The sequence below is a fragment of the Acidovorax facilis genome (genome assembly GCF_023913775.1).
GTDB classification, from domain to species: Bacteria; Pseudomonadota; Gammaproteobacteria; order Burkholderiales; family Burkholderiaceae_C; genus Acidovorax; species Acidovorax facilis.
The window spans coordinates 25,922-34,070 of the sequence record NZ_JAMXAX010000038.1 but is presented as its reverse complement, the minus strand read 5'-3'; the positions used below and the strand labels follow the sequence as shown (position 1 = coordinate 34,070).

Below are 8,149 nucleotides of genomic sequence, written 5' to 3'. Positions count from 1 at the left end.
GAACTTATGAAGAGCTTCCCCAACCGATTCATCGTGGCAGCAGTGCCGCGCGAGAGTGAAGACGCGGTGGCGCGCAGGTATGGCGCTGTCCGCTGGCCCACGCTGTTGTTCTTCCGTGACGGTCAGTATGTCACGGCGATTGCTGGCATGCAGGACTGGGACGTCTATCTCAACGCACTCGCCGCAGCGCTCGTTATGCCACCCTCGCGCGCGCCCACCATCGGCATCCCGGTGGTCAGCCAGCTTGCTCGCGCCAATGACGCTGCTTGCCACTGAACTCGATGGCATCTCTTTAAGGAATACCCTATGAAAGACTTTCCGATTCCGGTAGTGACCATTGGCCCCGGTACCCAGACCGAAGATGAAACGCTGGATTACCTGCCCATGCCGAAAGACATGAACACCTATCGGCCACCGGTCTTGCCCGAGCTGGAAGATCTGGTAGGGCTGGAGCAGGCGCGCGGTGCGCTGGATCAGGTGTTGGCACTGCTGGAGCGCGGCGGCCAGGGCGGGGCACCCGGCTATGTGCCGCTGGGGGTGCTCCCGTCCCGAGATTTTGCGCTGGTAAACCAGGCTCTGGGAGAAGGCGAGGCCAGTGCCATCGTGCAGTTGGCCAGTGACGGATTGGAGGTTCGCGTTCAGGAAGCGGTGTACGCTGGCGTTTGGCGCCTGATGACTTACCGTGATGGCGTCTTGATCGACGACGCCATCGAGGTCGGGCCAGTGCCCTCGCTATTTCGCAGTACGGCGGACGAAGACGTGTGGACTCAGGGCGCCATGCCCAGGTGGCAAGGTGCCCTTCCCCCCAATGTGCAGAACGCCCCCATGCTGATCGAAGAGATCCGCGACCAGTCCGCGAACTGGAAACCCGGTCAACTGTCGCATGTAGTCAATCTCACGCTTCTTCCGGTCACGCCCGAAGATATCGGCTTTCTCGACCACCACCTGGGTACTGGACGTGTGCTGATGCTCTCGCGCGGTTATGGCAACTGCCGCATCTCGAACACGCGCTTGCGCCACTGCTGGCGCGTCGTTTATTACAACTCCATGGACAGGGTGCTCCTCAACACCGTCGAGGTGGTGGACATGCCTGAGGTAGCCATGGCTGCGCCGGAAGATCTGCGCGATTCCCATGAGCGTTTGCGCGAAGTTCTGCTCTGGTTGGAGGCCACATGAGCGACAGCCCCCAAGCACCGCACGATAACAACGGATTCGAAGGCTTCGAAGGGTCGTATCTGGGCCGCAGCGATGTACTGCGACCCGGATCGAGGTTGGAGTGCAAGATCTGCTGGTGGGTTTATGACCCCTCGCTCGGTGACCCGCAATGGCAGATCGAACCCGGTACCTCGTTTGCTGATCTGCCGTCGCATTGGCGTTGCCCAAACTGCGACGGCGACCCGGACCAGTTTTTGTTGTTGGAATGAACCCATCATGCAAACTGACATGCCCCTGATGTCTTCCTCGCTATTGCAGCAGCGCGTGGCCAGCTTGGCTGCGCATTTCGAGCGGGTGCGCACGCAGCGCATGGTGGGCATCCCGATGCTCAATCCGGTGCTGCGGATTGAGACTGTCGGTTTTTGCTGGGGCGAGGCGCCCGAGGACCGAGATGACGCGGTGGCAGAAGGCGTGCTGCTCACGCCCTGGTTTATGAGCTTGGTGCGGTTGCCGGCGCGGGTGCTGCCCCATGGCAACCAGGTTGGGTGCAAGTTTGTGCGTGATTTCGGCTGTGAGCGTTTTGATTTTATTGGCGGCCATGACGACGCCATCGGCTACCACGAGACCTGTGCGCTGTTCTCGCCCATGCAGGCTTTCGCAAACCAGCAGACCGCCGTCGAAACGGCGCTGGCGGCGCTGGCGCTCACCCGGCCGAAGGTGATTGAAGTGGTGGGGCAGGCGCAGCCCGCCGTCCCTGCTCGGCGAGCGTTCTTTCTCATGGGCATCGGTACGGCGAAAGGGGCGGCTGGTCGATGACTAGCGACCCGTTCACCGCTTTGGCCGGAAGACTGCGGGTGTCACCAGGGGCGCCCGTGCCGCATAGCCTGAGCAGCACGCGCCAGGACTGGGCTGCGCGCTTGGGGGAGGGACGTCTGGTCGAAACGCTGCCCGGCCTCATGGCCAGTGTCTTTAATCTTTGTAGCCAAGCGCACCGGCTGTGCTCATCGCTCGCCATCGAGGCGGCCGCCCCGGGCCTGTTGGCCGCACCGCAACAGGTGGCCGAACGCTTGCGACTGGAAACTGCGCAGGAGCATGTGCGCCGCATTGGTCTGGACTGGCCGCGCTTGCTCGGCGTGACTGGCGACCAGGATCAAGATGTCATGGCATCCGCCGTCGTGCTGCGCGGATGCCCGCTGCTGGCGCCAAACACCGGAAAGCGCTGGGCAGACACGGCCCGCTGGCTGCACCAGACGTGGCTTGGCATGCCGGCCTCAGACTGGCTGACGGCCTGGGCTGTGGATGGTGTCGACTGGCTGCGCACCTGGAGCGCACAACATGGCAGCGGCGTGCATGGCCTGGGCTTGGCTACGCTGCTGCGCGATGCACGAGGTGCAGATTCCGGTGAAGTCCTTGACCCAGGCGCTGCGCTGCGCGTGCACGCAGCCCCCGAACAGATGCGTCTGTTGGGCTCAACACTGGTATCGACACCCCTGTTTGCCTTGCAGCCGCAGTGGGGAGGGGGCTGTGCTCACACCGGTAGCTGGGCGAGGCTTAACGCGCCCGAAGAGGCAACGCCGCTTACACCCTGGGCACAGCTGGGTTGCCGCCTGGCCGAGCTGGTGCGCCTGTGCCTGCCCGGGGAGGGGCAGGGGGCTGGCTGGCTGGCCTGGGGTGCGCTGGCGACCGGCTCGAACCAGGGCCTGGCCTGGGTGGAAATGGCGCGCGGCCTGCTCGTGCACCATGTGGTGCTGGACGGTGCCTGTGCACGCGTCGTTGCCTGCCGGGTGCTCGCGCCTACCGAGTGGAATTTTCACCCGATAGGGGTGGTGGCGCAGCGTGTGAGCCGGCTGGATGGTTATACGCCCGATGCGCTGCGCCAGCTGCGCCTGCTGATGGCGGCGTTTGACCCCTGCGTACCTTTTGAATGCGGCGCGCAGCTGGACGCCAGACGGGAGACCGTCCATGCATGAAGCCAGCCTGGCCGGAGGCGTGCTGCAACTCGTGGAAGACACGGCCGCACGAGAAGGTTTTGGGCGTCTGTTGGTGCTGCGCTTGGAAGCCGGACAACTGGCGGGGGTGGATGCGCGCGCGCTGCGATTTGCGCTGGAGAGCCTGGCGCCCGGAACGGTGCTGGCCGGCGCAATATTCGAGATTGAGGAGCCGCCCGGCCAAGCTTGGTGCCTGGCTTGCAGCCAGACGGTAGCGATCGCGCAGCGCGGAGATGCCTGCCCGGCGTGTGGCGGCTACCAGCTTCAGCCAACGGGCGGCATGGAATTGAGAGTGCTGGATATGCGGGTTAGCGATGAGGCATAGGAAGCACCCCTGTACCGCTTCGCCGCTTTCTCATCTCTGGTCTGCGGCGGGAGGGGGACCGCTCCTACGATCCGGCTAAGCCGGTTGCGTGGGGCGACTGGACCGCTGTTCTTCGTTTCAATCGGGGTGGGGTGCGCGCAGGGCTATGCGGCACCTCAGTGAACATCAAACAGGAGACAGAACATGTGTGTCGTATGTGGATGCAGTGAAAACAATCCGGCCAATGGCCAGCATTTGAATAGCGATCAAGTTGAACCGGGCGTGGTGACGGTGGATCCGGTGCGCGGCGATTTGCACTTTGGCGCAGGCGCTGCCCGCGTCTCGGTACCCGGCATGAGCCAGGCGCGTGCCATCAAGCTCGAGACTGATATTCTGGGCGCCAACAACCGCGTAGCGATGCAGAACCGGGCGCATTTCAAGTCGCATGGCGTAACCGCGCTCAACTTGGTGTCCAGTCCTGGCTCAGGCAAGACCACGCTGCTGTGCGCCACTATCGAGGCATTTAAATCGCGCTTGTCGTCGTTGCCGATATCGGTGATCGAGGGCGATCAGCAGACCAGCTTCGATGCCGACCGCATCCGCGCTACCGGAGCACCCGCCATCCAGGTCAACACCGGCAAGGGCTGCCACCTCGATGCACCCATGGTCGCCGAAGCATTTGCGCGGCTGCATAGCCACGCTCACGCCCATGAGGACGGTGTCCACCACCACACTCACGATGATGGCCATAGCTTGCTGCTCATCGAAAATGTGGGCAATCTAGTGTGCCCGGCTGTGTGGGACTTGGGCGAAGTTGCCAAGGTGGCGATCCTGTCGGTGACTGAGGGAGAAGACAAACCGCTCAAGTACCCCGACATGTTTGCCGCCTCGCAGCTCATGATTTTGAACAAGATAGATTTGCTTCCGCACCTCAGGTTTGATGTGGCGCGCTGTATCGAGCTGGCACGGCGCGTGAACCCCGATATTCAGGTCTTGCAACTTTCCGCTACCACTGGCGAAGGCATGGAGACCTGGCTACACTGGTTAGAGCACGCCATGGGCGCTGCGCAAGCCCATCACGACCACAAGCACTCCATCGGTCTTGATCAGTCGGTCACTGAAGTGGCGTTGCGCGAACGCGTGCGACAGCTCGAAGCTGAACTCGCTTTGGCACGAGCTGTCTTGAGCCCTCAAACGCTGCCGCCGCACGGGGTCCTGGTCGGCGGCGAAACAGTCCAGGGGTGAGGCCATGAGCACGACCGTGATGGCTGTCGGCGCGTGGCTGAAAAACGCCGCATGCTTGGTGGTCGACGGCAAGGCCGTGTGGACACCCATGCACGGTGATCTCAGTGACCCGGCTGCTTGCGAGGCGCTGGAGAACTCGGTGCAGGCGCTGTTGCGACAAGCCGACGCGGCCGGTGTCCCGGTGCAGGCCATTGCCCACGACCTACATCCCGATTTTTTTAGTACCCGGCTTGCCATAGAACAGGCTTCGGCGCTGGGCGTGCCTGCCATTGGGGTGCAGCACCACCATGCACATGTCGCGGCTGTGGTGGCTGAACATGCGCTGACCGAACCGGTGATCGGACTCGCGCTGGACGGTGTGGGTCTGGGTACCGATGGTGGTGCCTGGGGCGGTGAACTGCTGTGGCTGCACGGCGCCAACTGGAAGCGGCTGGGCCACCTCCACGAACTCGCGCTACCCGGCGGCGACCGCGCTGCCCGTGAACCCTGGCGCATGGCGGCGAGTGTCCTGCAGGCCTTGGGTCGTGGCGCCCAGATCACACCGCGTTTCGCACCCCGGGTAGGTGAGGCCCTGGCCAGCGGCGTGCAGCAGATGTTGAGCCAAAACTTCAACTGTCCACGCACCAGCAGCACTGGCCGCTGGTTCGACGCTGCGGCCGGCGCCTTGGGCTTGTGTCTGCGCCAGACAGACGAAGCGGAAGCGGCCATCGCGCTGGAAGCAGCGGCTGCGCGCTGGCTCGTGCAGCATCCCAACGCTATGCCGCTGTCAGGGGCACTTATCGACGAACACCACCGGCTCGACCTGCGCGGTCTTCTGGCCGCGCTGCTGGATGCGACCGCAGATGATGTGGACGCGGCGGCGGCGGGTTTCCATCTCGCCTTGGCTGACGCGCTCGCCACCTGGGCCATCCAGGCGGCGAACGAGCGAAATTGCCGCATCGTGTGCCTGGGCGGAGGCTGCTTTTTCAACCGAATCCTGCGCGAACGGATGCTTATGCACTTGCAGGCTGCAGGCTTGCGTGTGCTCCAACCGATCGAAAAGGGTTGCGGCGACGCTGGGCTGGCGCTTGGCCAAGCCTGGGTGGCTGCACAACAGCTCATCCACAGCCCGAGCCGTTCCTGGAAAGAAACTGAACCATGTGTCTAGCCATTCCTGCACTGCTGGTCGAGCTGTTCGACAACGACCAGGCGGTAGTCAACCTCGCCGGAATCCGTAAAGCCATCTCCGTTGCCCTAGTGGCTGATGTGAAGGTGGGTGACTACGTGATCGTGCACGTGGGCCACGCTATCGGCACGATTGATCCCGAAGAGGCCGAGCGCACGCTTGCACTGTTTGCCGAGATGGCGCAGATGGAAGCGAAAGTGCACGGTGTTGGAGAACCCCTATGAAATACATCCACGAATTTCGTGATGGTGAACTGGCCCGTCAGATCGGCGCACGCATCACCGCCGAGGCCGATCCTTCTCGCAACTACGATTTCATGGAGTTCTGTGGTGGTCATACGCACGCCATCTCGCGTTACGGGGTGACCGAACTGCTGCCGGCCAATGTGCGCATGGTCCACGGCCCCGGTTGTCCGGTTTGCGTGTTGCCCATCGGCCGCATTGATCTGGCGATCCGCCTAGCGCTGGAGCGAGGTGCCATCGTATGCACCTACGGCGATACCATGCGGGTGCCGGCGTCAGACAGCTTGTCATTGATCAAGGCCAAGGCCCGCGGTGGGGATATCCGCATGGTCTATTCCGCCGCCGACGTGCTCACCCTCGCACGCGAGCATCCGCAATCCGAGGTGGTATTTTTCGCCATCGGTTTTGAAACCACTACGCCGCCCACGGCGCTGGCGATCCGTGATGCGCAGCGCGAAGGCCTGAGCAACTTTAGCGTGCTGTGTTGCCATGTGCTCACGCCCTCGGCCATCACCCACATTCTGGAGTCGCCTGAGGTGCGTCAGTTCGGCACCGTGCCGATCGACGGCTTCATCGGCCCGGCGCACGTGAGCATCGTGATCGGCTCCGAGCCCTATGAACACTTCGCTGAGGAGTACCGCAAGCCGGTGGTGATCGCCGGCTTTGAGCCGCTGGACGTGATGCAGGCGATCCTGATGCTGGTGCGCCAGGTCAATGAGGGCCGCGCCCAAGTGGAAAACGAGTTTGCCCGTGCCGTCACATCCGAGGGAAATCTCAAGGCACAAGCCCTGGTGTCCGAGGTGTTCGAACTGCGTCCCAGTTTTGAATGGCGTGGCCTGGGTGAGGTGCCTTACAGCGCGCTCAAGATCCGTGAAACCTTTGCGCCGTTCGATGCCGAGCGCCGTTTTGACCTACGCTACATCCCCGTGGCTGACAACAAGGCTTGTGAGTGCGGAGCCATACTGCGCGGCGTGAAAAAACCGACCGACTGCAAGATCTTCGGCACTGTCTGCACGCCGGAAAATCCGGTGGGTTCCTGCATGGTCTCCAGCGAAGGCGCTTGTGCCGCGCACTACACCTATGGTCGCTTTCGCGATATCCCCGTGGTCGCAGCCCCAGCCGAAAAGGTTACCCCATGAGAAGCGACAGCGAGCTCAGCGGCACTGGCGAACTACCTGTTCCCAAACCCGCGAAGAAAAACTACATCCGTCCATTGGACATCAAGCATGGCCGCATCGACATGAGCCACGGCGCAGGCGGCAAGGCCGCTGCGCAGCTAATTGATGAGCTGTTCCTCGCGGCCTTTGACAATGCCTTCCTGCGCCAGGGTGATGACGGTGCAGTGCTGGCCTTGCCCGGCTTCGATCCGGCACAGGGCCGGATTGTGATGGCCACCGACGGCCATGTGGTCTCGCCCTTGTTCTTTCCCGGCGGTGACGTGGGCTGCCTCTCGGTGCACGGCACGGTCAACGATGTGGCCATGTGTGGTGCGAAACCGCTTTACCTGAGCGCAAGTTTCATCATTGAAGAAGGTTTTGCTCTCATCGATCTGCAGCGCATCGTGCAATCCATGGCAGCCGCCGCACGCGAGGCCGGTGTGCCGATCGTCACCGGTGACACCAAGGTGGTGGAGCAGGGTAAGGGCGACGGCGTGTTTATCAGCACAACCGGCGTGGGTGTGGTGGCGCCGGGTGTGCACATCAGCGGGCGTAACGCACGCGCAGGCGATGTGGTGCTGCTCTCGGGCAGCATCGGCGATCACGGTGTGGCCGTGTTGTCGAAACGCGAGTCGCTGGCTTTCGGCACCACCATTGAAAGCGACACGGCATCCCTACACACCCTGGTGGCCGCCATGTTGGTTGCAGCGCCTGGCGCGGTGCGCGTGTTGCGCGACCCGACGCGCGGTGGTCTGGCGACGACACTCAACGAAGTGGCGCGGCAGTCGGGCGTAGGCATGCTGCTGCAAGAAGAGGCGATCCCGGTGAAGCCAGAGGTGGATGCGGCCTGCGAGCTGCTCGGCCTGGACCCGCTCTACGTGGCCAACGAAGGC

At 63.1% G+C, this 8,149-nt stretch carries 11 protein-coding genes; all 11 read left to right on the top strand.

Going from position 1 to position 8,149, the window contains the following annotated elements:
- Window positions 1-276 (top strand): thioredoxin domain-containing protein (locus NFX52_RS13000; RefSeq protein WP_492759469.1); only part of this gene is annotated, 276 nt, incomplete at its 5' end.
- A gap of 30 nt (window positions 277-306) precedes the next feature.
- Window positions 307-1,176 carry a hydrogenase expression/formation protein gene (locus tag NFX52_RS12995; protein WP_055394196.1) on the top strand — a complete coding sequence of 290 codons (870 nt, stop codon included), beginning with the start codon at window positions 307-309 and terminating at the stop codon, window positions 1,174-1,176.
- Window positions 1,173-1,424, top strand: coding sequence for a rubredoxin (locus tag NFX52_RS12990; protein WP_082437270.1), 252 nt, complete (start codon window positions 1,173-1,175; stop codon window positions 1,422-1,424). Before NFX52_RS12995 ends, NFX52_RS12990 begins: the two co-directional genes overlap by 4 nt.
- 55 nt (window positions 1,425-1,479) lie before the next feature.
- On the top strand, window positions 1,480-1,971 hold the full coding sequence (gene hybE / locus NFX52_RS12985) for a [NiFe]-hydrogenase assembly chaperone HybE (RefSeq protein WP_162239739.1): 492 nt from the start codon (window positions 1,480-1,482) through the stop codon (window positions 1,969-1,971).
- A 56-nt stretch (window positions 1,972-2,027) separates the two neighbouring features.
- Window positions 2,028-3,125, top strand: coding sequence for a hypothetical protein (locus NFX52_RS12980; protein ID WP_055394192.1), 1,098 nt, complete (start codon window positions 2,028-2,030; stop codon window positions 3,123-3,125).
- Window positions 3,118-3,468: a hydrogenase maturation nickel metallochaperone HypA/HybF gene (locus NFX52_RS12975; RefSeq protein ID WP_055394190.1), complete on the top strand. Its 351-nt coding sequence runs from the start codon at window positions 3,118-3,120 to the stop codon at window positions 3,466-3,468. Before NFX52_RS12980 ends, NFX52_RS12975 begins: the two co-directional genes overlap by 8 nt.
- Window positions 3,469-3,651: 183 nt before the next feature.
- Window positions 3,652-4,692 carry a hydrogenase nickel incorporation protein HypB gene (gene hypB / locus NFX52_RS12970; protein WP_055394188.1) on the top strand — a complete coding sequence of 347 codons (1,041 nt, stop codon included), beginning with the start codon at window positions 3,652-3,654 and terminating at the stop codon, window positions 4,690-4,692.
- A 4-nt stretch (window positions 4,693-4,696) separates the two neighbouring features.
- A complete protein-coding gene (locus NFX52_RS12965; RefSeq protein WP_055394186.1) occupies window positions 4,697-5,839 on the top strand; it encodes a Kae1-like domain-containing protein in 1,143 nt (380 codons plus the stop codon).
- Complete coding sequence (locus NFX52_RS12960; protein ID WP_055394184.1) at window positions 5,830-6,081, top strand: HypC/HybG/HupF family hydrogenase formation chaperone; 252 nt, start codon at window positions 5,830-5,832, stop codon at window positions 6,079-6,081. Before NFX52_RS12965 ends, NFX52_RS12960 begins: the two co-directional genes overlap by 10 nt.
- Entirely contained in the window at window positions 6,078-7,238 is a 1,161-nt protein-coding gene (gene hypD / locus NFX52_RS12955; protein WP_055394182.1) for a hydrogenase formation protein HypD, read from the top strand. The genes NFX52_RS12960 and hypD overlap by 4 nt, the downstream gene beginning before the upstream one ends.
- Window positions 7,235-8,149 (top strand): hydrogenase expression/formation protein HypE (gene hypE / locus NFX52_RS12950; protein WP_289781599.1); only part of this gene is annotated, 915 nt, incomplete at its 3' end. The genes hypD and hypE, both read left to right, overlap by 4 nt.